This is a genomic window from Streptomyces sp. NPDC055099 (assembly GCF_053607685.1).
This window is the reverse complement of the sequence record NZ_JBSGUA010000018.1, coordinates 87249-103006: the sequence shown is the minus strand read 5'-3', so window position 1 is coordinate 103006 and position 15758 is coordinate 87249. Positions and strand designations below refer to the sequence as shown.

Annotated in this window: 14 protein-coding genes and 4 pseudogenes; 9 read left to right on the top strand and 9 right to left on the bottom strand. The window is 67.7% G+C overall.

Translation table 11 applies throughout. The features are described from left to right. Nucleotides 1-310 precede the first annotated feature (310 nt). From ACWFRU_RS34955 to ACWFRU_RS34935, 5 genes and pseudogenes are all read left to right on the top strand, one after another. Nucleotides 311-467 (top strand): annotated as a pseudogene (locus ACWFRU_RS34955) (IS5/IS1182 family transposase); the annotation flags it as partial. A gap of 156 nt (nt 468-623) precedes the next feature. After that, the gene (locus ACWFRU_RS34950) at nt 624-899 is read left to right on the top strand and encodes a hypothetical protein (protein ID WP_453692113.1); all 276 of its coding nucleotides are present in this window, start codon (nt 624-626) and stop codon (nt 897-899) included. Between the two features lie 109 nt (nt 900-1008). Beyond that, nucleotides 1009-1395 carry a hypothetical protein gene (locus ACWFRU_RS34945; RefSeq protein WP_453692112.1) on the top strand — a complete coding sequence of 129 codons (387 nt, stop codon included), beginning with the start codon at nt 1009-1011 and terminating at the stop codon, nt 1393-1395. A 121-nt stretch (nt 1396-1516) separates the two neighbouring features. Further along, nucleotides 1517-1873 (top strand): DoxX family protein, encoded by a 357-nt coding sequence (locus ACWFRU_RS34940; RefSeq protein WP_453692111.1) that lies wholly within the window; start codon nt 1517-1519, stop codon nt 1871-1873. A 329-nt stretch (nt 1874-2202) separates the two neighbouring features. Then, entirely contained in the window at nt 2203-2598 is a 396-nt protein-coding gene (locus ACWFRU_RS34935) for a hypothetical protein (protein ID WP_453692110.1), read from the top strand. A gap of 10 nt (nt 2599-2608) precedes the next feature. Here ACWFRU_RS34935 and ACWFRU_RS34930 read toward each other — a convergent pair. Together ACWFRU_RS34930 and ACWFRU_RS34925 are read right to left on the bottom strand one after the other, a co-directional pair. Beyond that, a pseudogene (locus ACWFRU_RS34930) lies at nt 2609-3069 on the bottom strand (IS5/IS1182 family transposase); the annotation flags it as partial. Between the two features lie 233 nt (nt 3070-3302). Then, entirely contained in the window at nt 3303-3725 is a 423-nt protein-coding gene (locus tag ACWFRU_RS34925) for a MerR family transcriptional regulator (RefSeq protein ID WP_453692109.1), read from the bottom strand. Between the two features lie 55 nt (nt 3726-3780). On the opposite strand from ACWFRU_RS34925, the gene ACWFRU_RS34920 reads away from it, so the two are divergent. Continuing rightward, nucleotides 3781-4752 (top strand): SDR family NAD(P)-dependent oxidoreductase, encoded by a 972-nt coding sequence (locus tag ACWFRU_RS34920; RefSeq protein ID WP_453692108.1) that lies wholly within the window; start codon nt 3781-3783, stop codon nt 4750-4752. Between the two features lie 504 nt (nt 4753-5256). On the opposite strand, the gene ACWFRU_RS34915 is transcribed toward ACWFRU_RS34920, so the two are convergent. The 3 genes from ACWFRU_RS34915 to ACWFRU_RS34905 form a co-directional block, all read right to left on the bottom strand. Next, nucleotides 5257-5700, bottom strand: coding sequence for a hypothetical protein (locus tag ACWFRU_RS34915; protein ID WP_453692107.1), 444 nt, complete (start codon nt 5698-5700; stop codon nt 5257-5259). A gap of 728 nt (nt 5701-6428) precedes the next feature. Then, nucleotides 6429-6749 carry a hypothetical protein gene (locus tag ACWFRU_RS34910; RefSeq protein ID WP_453692106.1) on the bottom strand — a complete coding sequence of 107 codons (321 nt, stop codon included), beginning with the start codon at nt 6747-6749 and terminating at the stop codon, nt 6429-6431. Further along, the gene (locus ACWFRU_RS34905; RefSeq protein WP_453692105.1) at nt 6749-7153 is read right to left on the bottom strand and encodes a hypothetical protein; all 405 of its coding nucleotides are present in this window, start codon (nt 7151-7153) and stop codon (nt 6749-6751) included. Before ACWFRU_RS34905 ends, ACWFRU_RS34910 begins: the two co-directional genes overlap by 1 nt. A 783-nt stretch (nt 7154-7936) precedes the next feature. Here ACWFRU_RS34905 and ACWFRU_RS34900 point away from each other — a divergent pair. Together ACWFRU_RS34900 and ACWFRU_RS34895 are read left to right on the top strand one after the other, a co-directional pair. Beyond that, nucleotides 7937-8269: a hypothetical protein gene (locus tag ACWFRU_RS34900; protein WP_453692104.1), complete on the top strand. Its 333-nt coding sequence runs from the start codon at nt 7937-7939 to the stop codon at nt 8267-8269. A 55-nt stretch (nt 8270-8324) separates the two neighbouring features. Continuing rightward, nucleotides 8325-9255: pseudogene (locus ACWFRU_RS34895) on the top strand (IS5 family transposase). Between the two features lie 18 nt (nt 9256-9273). On the opposite strand, the pseudogene ACWFRU_RS34890 reads toward ACWFRU_RS34895, so the two are convergent. From ACWFRU_RS34890 to ACWFRU_RS34880, 3 genes and pseudogenes are all read right to left on the bottom strand, one after another. Continuing rightward, nucleotides 9274-9663 (bottom strand): annotated as a pseudogene (locus tag ACWFRU_RS34890) (YdcF family protein); the annotation flags it as partial. Between the two features lie 49 nt (nt 9664-9712). Continuing rightward, complete coding sequence (locus ACWFRU_RS34885) at nt 9713-11671, bottom strand: FHA domain-containing protein (RefSeq protein ID WP_453692103.1); 1959 nt, start codon at nt 11669-11671, stop codon at nt 9713-9715. A 605-nt stretch (nt 11672-12276) separates the two neighbouring features. Further along, nucleotides 12277-12468: a hypothetical protein gene (locus tag ACWFRU_RS34880; protein ID WP_453692102.1), complete on the bottom strand. Its 192-nt coding sequence runs from the start codon at nt 12466-12468 to the stop codon at nt 12277-12279. A gap of 125 nt (nt 12469-12593) precedes the next feature. On the opposite strand from ACWFRU_RS34880, the gene ACWFRU_RS34875 reads away from it, so the two are divergent. After that, nucleotides 12594-13280: an HAD family hydrolase gene (locus ACWFRU_RS34875; protein ID WP_453692101.1), complete on the top strand. Its 687-nt coding sequence runs from the start codon at nt 12594-12596 to the stop codon at nt 13278-13280. A gap of 1704 nt (nt 13281-14984) precedes the next feature. Here the strand turns inward: ACWFRU_RS34875 and ACWFRU_RS34870 are convergent. After that, a complete protein-coding gene (locus ACWFRU_RS34870; protein ID WP_453692152.1) occupies nt 14985-15713 on the bottom strand; it encodes a dienelactone hydrolase family protein in 729 nt (242 codons plus the stop codon). Nucleotides 15714-15758: the final 45 nt, after the last annotated feature.

Below are 15758 nucleotides of genomic sequence, written 5' to 3'. Positions count from 1 at the left end.
CGCTCACTCACGGCAGTCGTCAGATCAGGCAGGCACATCGTGGCCGACGGCCAGTTCCGGGGCAGGCGTCCGCCGGTCCCGGTCAGATAGCAGGCCATGGCGTGCATTTCCGCCGGCTCTGCCGGATCAAAGGCTGCATGCCGCTGATCACGGTCAATGCGAAGGCATCCACCCAGGAACACCGGAGCCGCACCCGAGGTTGCCCGCACCAGGCGGAAGCAGCGCCGAACTTGGGGGCCCGCCCTTCGTGATCGCGGACGGTGTTGCCTGTGCGGTCGCTCCGCCCCCTGCGATAGGTCACGTGCTTCGCGGACTGCCCACGAAGGTTCATCTCGCGGCCGACGGCCAACTGCCGCCCCCTGGCCTTCCATCTCAGCGCCGGACAGGCTGGTGACGCGCCTGCCTTCGACGACGTGATGGCCCGCCTGCGTGTTCCCGGACGGCATGGACGACCCCGGACTTGGCCAACTCGGCACGGTACCAGGGGGTATCGATGCCCATCACCCCCTCGTGCCCGGCGCCACTGACAAACCGGGCAGCAAGAGGCGAGGGCGGCTCAGCTTAGCCGAGCGTCTGGAGCATCTGCCTCATCCCGGCCAGCACGGGCGGTCGACCAGCCCGGCGTGGCCCGCGTCCCGCTCGTCGACGTCGCCTCCGGCGGGAGCGCGGCCGCCGCGGGGCCGGTGCCGAAGATTCTCGACCTTCCCCGTCGGCTGCTCGGGAACGCGGGGCTTTTTGCGGCCGCGCACGGCACCTCTACGATCATGAACCGCCTCATCAAAGCTCGTGCCCTGCACCGCGTCTTCGACGAGCACCTGCTGGTCACCTCGACCAAGGCCATGACCGGCCATGCGCCGGGCGCTGCCGGCGGTATCGAAGCCGCGCTAGAGAGCCTTTGAGCGGAAGGGCTGGCACGGCATCGCTGCGGGGCGACGGGGAGCTCCTGGCGTAGGCGAAATGCGCTGTTCCCGTTCCCCTTTGTGCCCCGCTGAGGTAGGGGGGTGGAGATTGGGCGTACCGCCGCGACGCGCTCCTCTCCACGGCCGGTACGTCCCACAGTGGACGTCGACGCTGCGGGAATGCGTCGACGCCCACGAAGTGTGGCGCGCGGGAGCAAGTACCGGAGACGCGAGCCTGGTTGAGTCTGCGGCCCAAGACGTCACCGTCAACCGGCCATGCCCGGCCAAGTCTTTTGCCCGTGGTGAGAGGCCGTCCCCTCCCCAGGGCGGCTACCTCGAATGCATCCGCGGCGACCGGGTACTGCGCGAGGCACTGGCCGGCGGCGCTGACCCGCTGCACCTCGCCCTGGTCTTCAACCTGTCCCACACAACCGCGAGCCGCTATGCGGCCATCGCCAGGAACCTGCTCGACGACCAGACCACCGAAAGCGAATGAGTATGGATACGGCTCTCCTCCGAGGGATTGCTCTGACAGGGCATGTCACATCTTGAGGTGCTGCCTTCGTCAAGGAGACGAACACCCAACCGTCGTTCTCGCGCAGAAGAAGGAGTTTCTCGTGCTCGCCCTCTACCTCGTGGTCACCCTCCTCACCGCGGCTGTCAACGGTTCAGCCGCCATCGCCAACTTTATCGGCCACGACTATCCCCAGAGCCAGGCGGACAAGTTGCGTGTGCCCAGGTCCTGGATGCGCCCGCTGGGCACACTGCTGGCGTTGGGGGCGCTGGGGCTGCTGGCCGGGTTCGCCGTGCCGGTGCTGGGCACACTCGCTGCCATCGGTCTCGTGCTGTACTTCCTGGGTGCACTCTTCGCCCACCTGCGGGTTCGTGACCACCAGTTGGGTCCCTGGGCTGTGTTCTTCTGTCTGCCCGTGGCTGCTCTGTTCGCGAATCTGGCCTACCACGCCACCCGGTGACCCGGTGCAGCCCGTCCCTCAGGCCCCCCATGAGTTTCCTGCCGATCCAGGGGCGATGAACCCGCCGCACATTCGAGCCTACTAATCTCCTCGGGGCGTTGTCAGAATCCGTCCCGGAACCGGTTGAGAAAGGTTACCTCGACGGTTTCTCAGCGCACCGGTGATACAACCGGCCCGCGGCAACCGCATGCCCGGCACACGCAATCACAAGAGCATACGCAAATGAATTTACCGGACGGGATGGCTCCGTAGCTCACTAGGGGCTGTCCGATGGGTCGTGTGAACCGAGTAGAGGCGTGGCCTAAGGTTCGCTGAACGAAGGGGGCCGCATGTCACGCGATACAGCCGAAGCAGAGGCGGGAATGAAGGGGATCACGTTTCCTGCCTGGCACGGAAAGCATTACGTGACCCTGGCTGAGCTGGTGGTTCGCCTAGGCAGCTTCGGCCTGGACCTGACGTGGCGCGTCGAGTTCGATGAGGTTGTCGATCCTCGCTGTGTCGAGATGGAGAGGCTGTCTGCTGGCGAGGGCATGGACACCTTGACGTTGTTGTCGTTGACGACGCCCTTCCTCCAGTTGATCGACGCTGAAGCACGGGGATCCGCCGACGACAAGCTGGTGCTCGTCCTGACCGAATTCGACAGCTCCTCGTGGGAGGTCCGGGCTGTCGACGAGCGCGTACTCAGCGAACTTCGCCACCACTACCCGGGTGCCAAGGACCTCTGAACTGGGCGCATCATTGTGGACGGAGCCGTAGGCGGAGCGCGGCCACGGTGACCGTCCCCTCGGGAAGGCGTACGCCCTCTTGTCTAAGCGCGTGGCGATCGCTCGGAAGTTCTTGAGTCGGTTGATGGTCCGCTCACCTTCGTTGCGGCGGGGACGAGTACGCCTTGTCTCCCCCGACGGGGCCGGGACGGGGCCGGGACGGGGCCGCGGTCGCCCACCAGCCTGCCGGGGCACGCGGATCTCTTCCAAGACGGGGATCATCCGCGGTGCATCCCCCCACTGGCCGGGCGTGATGACAAACCCGAGCGGGCGGCACCCGCCGCGTTCAGCAGGGAGGCGGCGGACTGTTCGTCCTGGGCAAGGCGGAAGGCAGGCCACGTGGCGGTCGGGATGATCTCGGTGGGTGTCGGAGCCGGGCCCGACCACCGCCCCCTCCTGCCCAGCGCCACCAGCCCCGCCGCGCGCGGGCCTTCGACAAGGCCGTCACGACGATGGGCTGCTGCGGACACGCCGACGTCCGCCGATGAGCCACCGCGACGCCCTTGCTGCCGCACGCACGTAACGCACCCACACCCCCAGCGAGAAGGAAATCCGGTGGGGCGGCCATCCCTCGCCGGCGCAGCCTGACCCCATGCCGGTGGATCTATGCGGGAGAAGCAGCAGGTGTTCCGGGGCACAAGGGTGCTGTGCGTGCGGGTGCGGTTTCAGGTCGTGGGGGCCCAGAGTCCTTCGGCCTTGCCGCGGGCGAGGTGGTCGGCGTAGACGCCGACCTTCCTGGTGATGACGGACCGGCAGTCCTGCAGTGCCTGGATCTGCGCGTCGACGCGCCGCCGGTGGGTTTCGAGAAGGTGCAGGCGTTGCGCCTCGTTTCCCGGACCGTGCCGCACCAGCTCGGCGAACTGCTTGACGTCGGCCAGCGGCATCCCGGATTCCCGTAGCTTGACGCAGATCAGCAGCCAGCCGACGTCGAACGTGCTGTACCGTCGCCGGCCTCCGGTGGTTCGCCGGACCGGTCCCACGAGCAGTCCCTCGCGCTCGTAGAAGCGCAGCGCGTGGACGCTGAGTCCGGTCTGCTCGGCCACGTCGCCGATGCTCAGTGGTGTTGCAGGAGTCTCGGTGCCGGCCATGCGTCGCAGTCTAGGACTTGATCTAGAGTGCCCTCTAGATCGTAGCTTCGACGGCATGACCAGCATCGATCAACAGCCCCTCGGCTCGCCCTTCTTCGCCACTAGCACTGCCCAGGACGTCACCGCGGGCCTTGACCTGTCCGGCACGAACGCCGTGGTGACCGGGGGCTACTCCGGGCTCGGCCTGGAAACCACCCGTGCTCTCGCGGCCGCCGGAGCCCGCGTCATCGTTCCGGCGCGCCGGCCCGACATCGCCCGGGCCGCACTCGCGCATGTGAAGCGCTGCGAGGTCATCCCCATGGACCTGATCGACCTCGCCAGCGTGCGGACCGCCGCCGCACACCTCCGCGACACCCTGCCCCGGCTCGACCTGCTCATGGCCGTCGCCGGAGTCATGGCCACTGCCGAACGGCGCGTGGGGCCCGGCTGGGAGGGCCAGCTCGCAGCCAACCACTTCGGGCACTTCGTCCTGGCCTGCGAGCTCTACCCGCTCCTGGCCGCCGCCGACGGCGCACGCGTCGTGGTCAACAGTTCCGCCGGCCACACCCTGACCGACATCCGTTGGCACGACCCGCACTTTCACACCGGCTACGACAAGTGGCTGGCCTACGGCCAGGCCAAGACCGCCAACGCCCTCTTCGCCGTCCACCTCGACACGCTCGGGCGCGGCGACGGCGTCCGGGCCTTCTCACTCCACCCCGGCAAAATCATCACCGGGCTGCAGCGGGACATGACACTCCAAGAACAAATCGACCGCGGGTGGGTGGACGAACACGGCAACGTGATCGCCACCGACTTCAAAACCCCCTCCCAGGGCGCCGCCACCGGCCTGTGGGCCGCCACCTCCCCTCTCCTCGCCGACCGCGGCGGCCTCTACCTTCAGGACTGCGACATCGCCGCCATCTGTGCCCCCGAAGCGTCCATGGACGACGGCGGCGTCCGCGCCTACGCCACCGACCCCGATGCAGCCGCGCGGCTGTGGGACCTGTCCATCGCCGCGACCGGCACCACCCCGATCACCCGATGACGCCACCACACCGCAACGCACCACGGTGGCGCCCGGCTGCGTCGCGCCCCCGCCCCCAAGCGCCCGCCCCCGACGTACGCCAGCCACCCCCATCGTTCAGGGGCAGACAGCCACGGACACCCTCACGGTGCACGGTGATCCACACGCCCCCCTCTCCCTCCCCGGCCGACCCAGCCAAGAGCAGCCCACAGCACGCCCCCGCACCACGACACACCCCCAGCCCCGGCCCCGGCCTTGTGATCAGCCCTGCGTGCGGCCGTCCCCGAGCTGCCTGCGCACGTCACGCTGCATCCGCAACGCCGCACGCCTGCTGCGGATCGCATCCACTCTCATCCCCCGCCCCCGAGCCCTGACCCCTGCAACCCACGCACGCATCGCGACCGCACGCTCCTCATGCCCACCCATCCCTACCCGGTACCCCCAACCAGCCGGAGCAGCCGGAACGCATCCGAGCTGATCGGTCCGCGCGGCAACCATGCTGCGCGGCCCACCCTTCACACGCGACTACATGGCGAAGTGTTTTTCGAACTCGCGCTTGGCCTTGTCGAACCGCTTCTTCGTCGAGCGGGGAACCCGCCGCCACGACACCGTGCGCATGAGGATCTCCCACGCCGCTGAGTAGCACAGCGTCGTGAACAGATCGTTCTCAGCCCACTCGTTGTCGCAGTAGAGGTAGACGCGGGAGATCGCCGTAGCTGCGGTACGCGCGGCGGGCGGAAGGCTGGGCCCCGCAGCCCTGCCCAGGCGGTCGACCACCTGTGGATCGCAGGTCCGGGCCTTTTGCCAGTCCCACCCCATCTCGGCCAGCGCGGCGCGGATCTCGGGGTACAGCCGGGCCCGTCCGATGCGCTCGTGCCGGGCGTGAAGCGCAGTGAGCAACCCCGCGAGCCCCCCGACCAGGCCGGTAATACCGCCCCCCAGGGCCAACCAGATCTGCCACGTTTCCACAAGCTCCCCCCACGCAGGCCGACATCGCCGGGCCGCGACGCTCCGGCGTCTGCCGTACAGCCAGTGTCAAGGAAGCAGGCTCGCAAGCGCACTCCATCCGAGCATGCGGCGAAAGCGAATTCCCCTGCCGGGGGCGCCGTATGGAGCGAATCCCCTGCTCCGCCCCAGCAGTGTCCCTGCCGTCGGTCCATGCCCGATCCCCCCATCCCCGCATCCGACGTCGCGCTCGCAGCAGCCTCCCTGTTCGGGCGGCCGATCAGGTCTGCTGCACCGGGGCATGGGTGCGGGGTGACGCCGGGCGGCAAACCACCCTCCTTCTGACCCACACCGTCACCGCGCCGCGCCGTACCGCGCACCAGCTGGCGCATCATGCGCCCCAGCCGCCCAGACGCGGGCGCCCGTACGCGATCCGGTCTGGGTCGCCAACCGCTCCCGGACCAACTGCCTCCGGCCCTGCGGATTCCGGTCGCCCCGGATCCCGAAATCCGTCGCAGCCCTGGAGTGGGGTGTTGCGACGACCGCTAGAACTCAACAGGCGTCCGGGCCTTCGTCGTGCCTCGCGATCCTCCTGCCCGCACTTGCTGTCCGTTCTCATCACGCAAGGAGCCCAGTTCGGGCTGACCGTCACCGCGCTGGGGAGATCAGCCAGAACAGCGACACGCACAAACGTGCCGATGCCGACCGACCTCCCCGTGCCGCCGGGATTCTGGCGACAGCGCAAGGGCTGTTCAGATCACCCTGCAGTGATGCGCTCGGTGCCCCGTCGGAATCTGGTTGTTGGCGTGCTTCAGGGCGTTCTTCTTGGCGCTGCTGTAGGTGGACCCGGTTCCGGTTCCGTACTTCACATCCACGATGTCTCCATCGGAGATGCGTTCCACCGGGCACCTCACGTTGACGGTGAACCGCGCAGGAACAACCAGGGCAGTGGACGAGCCCGAGCCGTCGACTGCTGCAGTCGCCGCAGCGGGAGGGCCGATGAATCCCAGCAGCGCCACGGCCGCCACGACGGCAAAGCGCACGCTGCGGCGCCTGCTGGTGGCGTCAGCCATCAGGCTGCTCCCTGCACACCGCTGTTGGGCCCGAGCCCGGCGTTGCACGGTCCTGCCTGCAGTCGCTGGGTCGGGTTGCCCGACTGCGGGGTGATCCAGCCCGAGTAACGGTCAAAACCGTTGCAGTCGGCGATCAGGCGGACCTTTCCCTTGTACACACGGCACCAGGTGTACGCGTAACGGCCGGTGGTGTGCACTCGAGGGCAGTCGTACTCTGCGGGACTGGCGGCCGACACTTCCATGGCGGCGCCATCACCCCGTTCTGCCGAGACCGGGCCGCCGGCGCTGGAGGGAGCCGGAGCGGCAAACCCACCGTCAGGCATGGCCTGCGCAGGTACGGACATTGCACCCGTAACGAACAAGGTGCCGATGGCAGCGGCAGTGAGGGCATAGCGAGATCGCATGAGGGCTCCTTTGTGGGTCACTCAAGGGGACTGCAGGCAAAGGCCGCCAGAAACGAGTCCGGTGGCCCTGACTCCTTGTCGCGTTCGTGCCACGTGGGGCGACACGGACGATGCAGCAAGGCTTGCCGGTCCTGATACCGGGGATCAACAACATGCAGCAGTCCCGGACACTGATGGGCTGTCCGGGCTGTTCAGGGGCTTGTCCGGATCCCTGTCCGGGCGCCGTACAACCCCGCGCAGCAGGGATGGACAGCGCACTGCCCCAAACAACGAGCAGGGTCGCCGGTCAGCGCGGGTCGTACACGCCCGGCCTTGGAACGAGCCCCAGGGGACGATGCAACCAGCCTTAGGGCGATGGGGCAGCCGGTCGCTCGCCCTGGGTGCTCCACCGCGTGCGAGGACCGGGGGTGGCCTGCTGGGCCCGGCAGGGTGCGGACCTGAACAGGCCCCCGCAGGCCCCGGTGGCTTGCAAGTGACGTCCAGGACCACAAGAGAAGTCCACGGCCAGACCGGCGACTTGATACGTGGTGGCCCCGGGGCCCGGAGGTTTTCGGCGTACGCGTCCCAAGAGGGCTCGCTCCAGACCCCCTTGAGCCCCAGGGTGAGAGTCCGGTGAGCGGGCGCGAACCCGCAGCGACGGCGCTGCGGTCGTGCGAGCCCCGCGGGTGCCCCGGATTCGCCCGATCCCATCCCCTGCGACGTCGGTCCGGCAGCCAGCTACTCAGGACAACCTAGGTACACGAGCTCAAGCAGAGCACGACACCTGCTGCCTAGCATCCGAACATGACCGTTGATCAGATGGCAGGACCGGGCGAACAGGCTTCGCCGCGCCAGAAGTCGCCGGGTACCACGTCGCTGGTACTCGGTACTACCGCCCTCGCCATGTTTGTCTGCCCCTTGCTGGCCATCGCGCTCCCCATGCAGGTCCGCCTTCTTCTCGCCTGCAGCATCGTGCCCCTGGGCATTTCTGCGATCGTCTCAGGCACCCTGGCTCTGCGCAGAGTGCGGGGCCGGCGGGGAACCGATCTCTTCCGGGCGCGGGCGGGTATCACTATCGGCACCGCGGCCCTCCTGGTGCCGCGGGCCATATGGGCACTGAACCAGGCCCGCCACTAGGCACTGTTTCTCGGATCTGCTGACGTGAACGGGTAGTTGGGGTCAGGCTGATCGTATGGGTCGTGGTGATTTAACGAATGCGGAGTGGGACCGGCTGGTGTCGTTCTTACCTCGTGGTGGTGCCCGTGGGGGCCGGTGGAGTGATCACCGACGTGTGATCAACGGAGTGCTGTACCGGGTGCGCACGGGTGTGCAGTGGCGGGATCTGCCCGAGCGTTTCGGGCCGTGGGAGACGGTCTACAAACGTCATCGTCGCTGGTCAGCGGATGGCACGTGGGCCATGCTGCTGTCGAAAGTGCAGGCAGCTGAGGATGCCGAAGGTCGCATCGACTGGGATGTCTCCGTGGACTCCACCACGGTGCGAGCCCACCAACACGCGGCCGGCGCACGGAAATCACCCCCGGCCGCGGTGGGTCAAAAGGGGGCCGGCCGGGGGACGAACCAGGTCGATCCGGTGCTGCAGAAACTGGCCGCCCGCTTGGAGGAAGTCCTCCGAGCGGCGAATGTCTGGGACGGTCCCGCGGCGGCTTCACGACCAAAATCCACCTGGCAGCCGACGGACGATGCAGGCCCCTCGCCGTCGTCCTGACCCCGGGACACTACGGCGACAGCCCCCAGTTCGAGCGCGTACTCAGCCAGATCTCCGTGCCCCGCCTCGGCGTCGGACGGCCGCGCACCCGACCCGACCATGTCCTGGCGGACAAGGCCTACACGTCCGGCAAGAATCGCCGCTACCTGCGACGACGCGGCATCGCCCACACCATCCCCGAACGCCTGGACCAGCAAAGGCACCGGCACAACCGAGGCTCCCGCGGAGGCAGGCCCACCGGGTTCGACGGCGAGCGCTACAAGAAACGCAACACCGTCGAACGCGCCATCAACCGGCTCAAGGGCTTCCGGGCAGTGGCCACCCGCTATCAAAACGCGCCTACATCTACCTCGGCACCACCACCCTCGCAGCCCTCACCATCTGGCTCCGAACATGATCCGAGAAACAGCGCCTAGTCCAGTGGCTCCGACACGCAGAGGATCTCGACGTGGGGCCAGAGCTTGCGGGCCTGGCGAACGACCGTGATTCCATATAGGGCTTGGAGACCAGCAGCACCGGCTCGGCGCCGGATCGCTGCGGCGGCAAGGACCTCGCGCGTGAGGGTGATGTTCTGGCCGGTGTTGCCTGCGTGGGGCTCCAGCCGGATCGCCTCGGGCGGCACGCCGAGGTTGATGGCGTGCCCGCAAAACTGCAGGGCCTCCCTGCAGGGAACGACCCGGGCGGTGGTGGGGCTGTTGCCAGCGGTGAACACCAGGAGGGGGAAGAGCCCGCAGCGCTACAGCTCGGCGTGGGCGACGACGCCGAGCCCGTGCCTCTCCGGCCGCAGCGCCCTGGAAGCATTCATAGCCCCGGGCGCTGATCCGTCTCGGCGGACCGGAACCCAGCAGATCTGGTCAGGCCACGTTTTCGGGGTGACGGCCGCATCCCCGGGCCGGCTCCGACGGCCCCGGAGAGGAGCCTGCCTCCACCAGGGGCGAGGACAAGGGCGGCGGAGAGGAGTCCAACCGCTCCGCAGGGTAGAAAATGTCGATGTCGACCTCCTCGCCGCCGACGATCTGCGTGTCCCATGCACCGCTGCGGACCAAGGTGTAGAGAGTCCGGCTGTCCAACGTGTCCAGGTGCTGCAGCAATGTCGCGTCATCTGGCATGCCGGGAACCCGGGGCGACAAGCGGTGGCGGATGGTGCGGAGTTGTGTGATGAGCGTGTCGAGGTCGGACTCCCGGTCCAGTTCCATGGACTCCGCGATGCTCTGCTGGATCTTGTCCTTGATGGCCCGGGTCACCCCCTGCTCGTCCGTTGCAATCATGGAGTTCCAGGCGCGGCTCTTGTGCCGGTACTGGAGCATCGACATGGCCGCCTCATGACGGACGAAGTCCGCGTCGCGGAACGGCCGCCCCCGCCAGGTGCCGCTCAGTGACCGGGCCAGCGAGATGACCGAACCCCAGCCGCTGTTGAGGCCGCGCCCCGGCCAGAAGTGGATGGCGTTGGCGGCGTCCCCGAGCAGGAATCCATAGGTGCCGGGTCCTGCGGATGTTTTGGGATACAGCCGTGCCGTGAATCGCGGCCGCTGCACCATGTCGAGCCGGAACGCAGTGACGGCACTCAAGTCCGACTCGGGCACGGCGAACAGTGCCAGGCCCTCCTTGACCCGCTTCCACAGTGCGGAGCCCTTGATCAGGGCGGGCAGGAACAGGGAATTGTGCGTGTCGCAGCGGTAGTCGCCGTCCTCGCTCCGGTTCATCACACACGGACGCGAGGCGATGCAGTCCTCGAAGACCTGCCGCACGGGGTCAATGCCCACGACCTCCTTCGCCTCCTCGTCGGTCAGCCGCATGTTGAGGAAGCCCTCACCATGCAGGGAGTTGAGGAGGAAGCGGTTTTGCGCCACGGTCAGCAGCACGGACATCGCATCCGGAAGCCGCGACTTCACCTTCAAACCGAGCACCACGTCCTGCAGATGCGCGCCTTCCAGGGAGTAGATGGACTTGTCGGCCTGGCCGAACTTCTCGGCGAAGTGCTCACGCGTCCGGGAGCGGCCACCTTCGCAGATGGCGAGCACGTGGCCCGCGGCCACGGTCTTGTCGTGCCGGACCGCATCGAACCGCTCCGGCACCAGACGGATGCGGTCCGGCTTCTCGTTGGCGATCTCCAGCAGAGTGTCCTCGACGTAGGCGATGCGAATGTTGCGGGGGTTGTGACCGTCGATCGAGTCCGGGCCCGCCGGCCACATCTCGCTGTAAGCGCCGTCCCGGAACAGCCTCGCCTGCACCTCGCGGGGAAGCCCCAGATACTGACGGCTCTGGACCGTGACGACCTGCTGCCGCCGGACATTGCCCTGTTTGGCGTCCTTCCAAAGGACTCGGTCCCCGGCCCGGGTCCAGCGGCCGTCGTAGACCGTGATCGCGGCCCGGGGGCCGAGCAGCGATTCGAGGAGGAGGGCGAAAGCCAGCCCTACGGGACCGCCGCCCGCCACCGTGACCTTGAGCACCGGCAGCGGCTGCCCGACCGGAGGAGGCGTGAGCGCCTCCAGCACGGAGAGGTCCATGATGGTCTCCATCGGATTCGCCGCCTCGAAGCGGAACGTTTCCTCACCGATGGTGATCAGGTCGCCGGGCTGGAGCACATGAGAGGTCGCTCGCTCCCCGTTGACGTACGTGCCGTTGCTGCTTCCCAGGTCGTACAGCATGAAGCCGTGTCCCTCACGGCGTACCTCGGCATGGAACCGCGAGATGCTCGCATCGCGGATCACCACGTCATTCGTCGGCTTGCGGCCGAAGGTGAGGGGCTTGGCGCCGATACCGAACCGCTCCCCGGTCAGGGCGCCTTGATGACTGACAATCTCAGGAGGCATGAGGTCCTCGGATTCCCTTCACTCGACGGGCAAAGAGCGTGCGGCGGGGCGAGCGAACCGCGGCCGCCGTGTGTCACTGACTGCATACGGCGCGGTGCAGTCGCGCGTTCAACAAGACATTTCGATTGCCCGAAAACCGACGCCGCGCCTCCGAGAGCGGCTCTCGCTGACGTACTCAGCCAGTTGCGGACTTGCTCCGCGACACCGACCGCCCGCGTCACCGAGTAGCGCACGGCTCATCGGGGGAGCCCGCACGACAACTACACGCACGATGCCGTCCGGGTGCTGAAGGGAAAACCTCCTCCACTGCTCCGGCCAGGTCGTCTGCCGGCGGCCTTCGAGGCGGCTTCAAGCTGGGTGAGGAGTGCAAGCATCTGCTGACAAGGCGTACGCCTCCCGCAGCAACCGCGCCTACCTACGCCGCCGCGGAACGCTCGATGAGGCAACACACCGCCACCAAGCACAAGATCCGGTAGGCGAAGGAGCGCAGGTAGTAGCCAGACTCCCCGCACGAACCCCGCATCCGCAGCCACTGGTTGTGCTCGAACCTTAAAAAGTTCGACAACCGGCTGCGCAGAGCGCTGCCGGACTCCAGCAACAGTCCCTTACAGCGCAATCCGGTCACGCAACGCCTTCTGCTGCTCATACGTGTACTCGATATCCAGCTTGCGCCGATGAAACCGCTTGTCGAAGCCGTACGTCACCGACGGCGTCACCACGGCAACGACCAGCGCCACCACTGCGGCTATCACCGCCGAGGCGATGGGGGGCGGCAGCGACGACCAGGCAAGTTCCATGCCCCGAGACAAGTACCTCACCGTGTGTCTGTTAAGAGGGCACCAGTCGGCCGACCCTCCCTGCGCCCCCGTTGGGAGTTGGGCTGTCCCGCAACTGCTTGCTCGGGGCCTGGCATGATCGAGGCGTGAGCGGTGAACTTGCCCAGTCCGGAACGAAGAAGTATGTCCTGTTTGACGTCGATGGCACGTTGATCGACGCCGTGGACAACCAGCGTCGGGTCTGGCACGTGTGGGCGCGGCGATACGGCCTGGAACCCGACGAGGTCTACCAAGTGGCGTTGCGGACCAGGCCGATGGAGACTTTTGCGCAGGTCGTTCCGGACCGTGACCCGCGCGAGTGCCTGGCTGCGCTGCATGAGCTGGAAGACGAGGACGTGCGGTCCGGCGTGTATACCGCCTTTGACGGCGCCTCTGAGCTGCTGGGTGCTCTGCCGCCCGGGTCGTGGGCACTGGTCACGTCGAACTACGAGCACCGGGTGCGCGGACGCTTCGCCCGGACCGGCCTGCCGGTTCCCGACATCATTGTGGATGCTGCCTGCGTGGAGGAGGGCAAGCCCTCGCCTGTCCCTTATCTGCTGGCTGCCAAGCGGCTCGGTGCCGAGCCAAAGGACTGTCTGGTGATCGAGGACGCTTTGTCTGGGGTGCGGTCCGGGCTGCGGGCCGGCATGACCGTGTGGGGTGTCAACACTCCCCTCGCGGTGGACGGCGTGCACCGCCACTTCAAGGTCCTGCGCTCAGCGGTCCTCGACATTCTCGCCTTCGCGTCCGCACCCCGCCCTGATCAGCCCGAAGGCTCAACCCCAAAGCAATGATCTTGCTACGGTTGGTGTGATCACGGCGTTGGAGTGGTCTTGGACCGCCCCGTTCCACCGGGCTGAGCCCTCGCCAGTTGGCAAAGCTGGTGAAGGTGTTGCGCCGCGCCGGTGCCGATACGGTCCATTGAGCTCAGCCATGGGGCTTGTCGCTGGACGACTGGCCCTGCTGGTCACGACGTACTGGCACACGCACGTGACGATGCGCCAGTACGCTCCGCAGTCCGGCATTTCGAAGTCCGCGGTCGACCGCACCGTCGATCATGCGGGGCCGCTGTCGGCACCCCCACGTCGGCAGGATGGACAGCGCCCATTCCCGCGCGAGCATTGGCACACGCCGATCACCCTGGCGCCCACGGGGTGATCTACGGTCGAAAGCAGGGGTGCCGTGAGGCTGGCGGCCTTCTCGCGAGGCCCTCCCTGCCGGCGCGGGGGTGTCGCGTCGTCGTTGATCCACGCAAGGATCATGTCGAGACTGAGGCAGCGATGCCCACACCGCCATCGGCGACGTGCGCCGCCCACCGGTCGTGGCGGCGGCGCCTGCAAGGCCGTCAGAATAGCGGGACCTGGTCCGGGTCGTCAGGCTGCTTCAGGGGAGGTACGTCCTCGCCCCGCCATTTCGCCGCAAGGTGCTGGCGCCATCCCTTCGGCGGCGGCCAGGGAACACCCCATTGAGCAAGCTGCTTCTTCGACCAGCCACCGTCATCAGACTGCGCGGCGGTGACTTCATCAGGAGAGGGAACAAAGGAAGACATGGCCAAGGACTGCCCAAAAGAAACCTGGCATGCACATGCGGGTGGGCGCCTCCGTCAGATTGTGGTGGTACTGGTGCCGCAGGTGCCGGTGACCCCTTTGGTCACCCCTCTTGGCAGTCGCGTGGGACCACTCGTGGAGTGTCGGTACTCGAGGGTTGCAGTATTCGCGCGCAAGCCCGCATCCGGCCCGGGTCATCCACGACGTGGCCCGCTGACACGCTTTCAATCCCAGGCGCTCCTCCCAAAGTAAAGCTGAAGTTGAGGTCGAGGCTGAAACGACACGATCACTCGATGTGCCCTGCACCCCCCACCCGAAGGGGCGACATTCCAAGGGCCACATGGCCGCCACCGGCCACGCCACACGATCACCCTGTGGCACACCAGACGACGAGCAGCCACCACTCCCCCGCCACCGTCCTGGGGGTGAGGGCCGAGGTCCACCGCCCACGCGCGGACGTCACACCCCGTGCGCATCACGGGCTTCCCCTGCCGGGTGAGGCGGGCGGGCCCGGGCGGCGGCGGTTTTCCGGCGAGCATCGCTTCTCGCGTCACAAAAAAGATCCGGTAGATCCGCGAGGAGGACTTCGCGATGCCTTACCGCTCGAACGCCGCGGTGTACGACGACGGCCAAGCGGACAGAGGTGGCGCGGCAACCGATGTGCGCCTCCGCTCCCGGGACCGGTCACCGGTCACCGGTTCGATCCCACGCCGTCGCGCCCTTCGGGTGCTGCCGCAGGAGATGCGTACGCCTCGCCCCGGCAACCGGATTGGTCCGCCGCAGGTCGCTCAGATCACCGTAGAAGCTCTGCCGCAGCACACCCGCTACCTGCGGCGGGAGTTGTGCATCCACCGTGACGATCGAGTCACCACTCGGATGCGTCGGTGCCGTGCGGACTCGAAAGCGATGGACCGTCAGTGCCCGGGCTCGGGGCCGGCACACGCACCCGAGTCACGCCCACAGATCGTTGGTCACCGGCAGGCATTCGGCGAGCAGGTCCAGGACGTCGCGCCAGGCGCGCTGCGCGTGGCGGGGGTGGTAGCCGACGCCGTCAACCGCCCGGTGGTCGACCGGCGGGTGGTGGAAGGCGTGTAGGGCGCCGCCATAAAGCGTCAGGCGCCAGTCCACACCCGCGTCCTGCATCTCCTCGGTGAACGCCTCGCGTTGCGCGGGCCCCATGATCGGATCATTGGAGCCGACGCCGGCCCACACCGGACACCCAATGCGCGCCGCTTCGCCGGGCCGGCCGGTGGTCAGGGCGTTGACCGTCCCGATCGCCCGCAAATCGACCCCGGCGCGGCCGAGCTCCAGCGCGATCGCGCCGCCGGTGCCGTAGCCGATGGCGGCGATCTGATCGGGGTCGGTGCGCGGCTCGGCGTGCAGCACATCGAGCGCTGCCAGGCCCATTTCACGCATCCGCTCGGGATCATCGAGCAGCGGCAGGCAACGGGCCAGCATCTCCTCGGGCTCGGCCAGATAGCGGCCGCCGTGCAGGTCGAAGGCCAGCGCCACATACCCCAGTTCGGCCAGCGCGTCGGCGCGGCGGCGCTCGACGTCACTGAGCCCCATCCCCTCCGGCCCCATCAGCACCGCGGGCCGGCGGCCCGCACCGGCCGGCAGTGCGAGATACCCGACCATCGTCAGACCATCAGCCGCATACTCCACCGCACGCGTCGTCATCGTTGTCGTCGTCACAAGACGTGGACTGTAGTGACCGTTGAGCCC